The 1,397-nt window shown below is 44.0% G+C and carries 1 protein-coding gene and 1 pseudogene; one reads left to right on the forward strand and one right to left on the reverse strand.

Going from position 1 to position 1,397, the window contains the following annotated elements; all coding sequences use genetic code 11:
- Nucleotides 1-264 precede the first annotated feature (264 nt).
- Nucleotides 265-1,011 (reverse strand): CRISPR-associated endoribonuclease Cas6, encoded by a 747-nt coding sequence (gene cas6, locus I656_RS00010; RefSeq protein ID WP_015373843.1) that lies wholly within the window; start codon nucleotides 1,009-1,011, stop codon nucleotides 265-267.
- A 48-nt stretch (nucleotides 1,012-1,059) separates the two neighbouring features.
- Here cas6 and I656_RS00005 point away from each other — a divergent pair.
- Nucleotides 1,060-1,397 (forward strand): annotated as a pseudogene (locus I656_RS00005) (IS982 family transposase); the annotation flags it as partial.

Genomic DNA, 1,397 nt, shown 5'->3' on the forward strand with positions numbered 1-1,397 from the left:
ATAGGTACGATAAAAACTCATGGAAGAAATCATGACAGTAAACAAAACGAGAGTTTCAATCCCTCATAGGTACGATAAAAACCCCAAAAATGCTTGTTGCATCAAGCATTTCGATCTAGCGCTGTTTTCAGAATACCACATTTCAAAAATTCTGTCAATAACCTTCAACCTCGATGGCTGTAAGTCTGAACCACCAAAAACCATTGTCGTCGATCCCCCGGGATTTTTGCACGATTGGAGGTCGACGACAATCCCATGACTCGTTTATCCACTTTTGAGGCGAAACATGCCAAATCCTTGTGAATTTCGGCCACCTAGACCGACATGATATAAAAATGTCAACTGTTCTGGCGAAGAACAGAGGCGGTAATAGCCAAGCCATCCTGTAATATATATATTCTTGAACATCGTCACCACACGATGACGATGATGAACATGAATCGGCTCGATCAATAGCCTTTCCGTCGGCGGAACACCGTAGTATGCTTCATATTTATGACGGAAATTCAATTCAATCAAGTGGGGGAACACCTCATCATCGGGATCAAAAAATTGCGTTTTCTTTCTTCCATCGAACGTTTCATATGTGCTATATACGGTCAACGGAGAGAGCATGACAATGTCCATTTCGTTTTCACGTATGTCGATGTTCTCCATTTTGACACTTTTCACTTCGATCAACTGTCCGTAAAGCTCAATCTCTCTCTGCAACAAGAATCGCTGCCCAAGTTGTTGAGTCAGTTCTGGGAGAACGGTGTCGATATGCCATTGGAAATCCCCCAAAAAATGAATTGTTTTCCTTTCTCGATTCACTTGATGCGTTCCAAATAAACGGCTAAATGTGAAAAGTTTAAATGACCGTTTCCCGTGACGGAATCCTTTGTCATGCAAAAAAGCGGCTAATTGTTCATTCTCTAACGAGCGATACACCACCCCTTGTAACAAATGTTGGTAATAGAGAGGCAAGGAAACAGGCCCTTGCCGACCGCTCATTGTGATTGTCAATCTCATATTTTATCCTGTCCTTCCTTGTTGAGTGCCGTCCTTTGCCCTTATAAAATAAATTCGTCTCCACTTACTACAGATCGAGCCAAGATTCAAAAGCAATATGCCGCCATTTTCTTTTTTGTCTCTGCCCAACTGTCATCGATTCAGATGTACCTGCAGCGCCGCAACCGCCATCTGGTCAAACAGGAAGACGCCGTGGTCATCGCGATTCATATTTTAGGAAAGTTGCTCGGTTTTACATCCGAACGGGCATGGCATCGCTTTGTCACTGGAAATTTGTTCACAAACAGCTCGTTTCTCGAACGTTCCCGATACAACCGCCGTTGTCGAGCGCTGCGCTTCGCCATCAAATGGATCCGCCATGAGCTGGCAAAACGCGGCCAACATCA

It is taken from the genome of Geobacillus sp. WSUCF1 (genome assembly GCF_000422025.1).
Taxonomy (GTDB): domain Bacteria; phylum Bacillota; class Bacilli; order Bacillales; family Anoxybacillaceae; genus Geobacillus; species Geobacillus zalihae.

Excerpts from the sequence above, each read along its gene's own strand:
- cas6 (WP_015373843.1), bottom strand. The coding sequence starts at position 1,011 with ATGAGATTGACAATCACAATGAGCGGTCGGCAAGGGCCTGTTTCCTTG.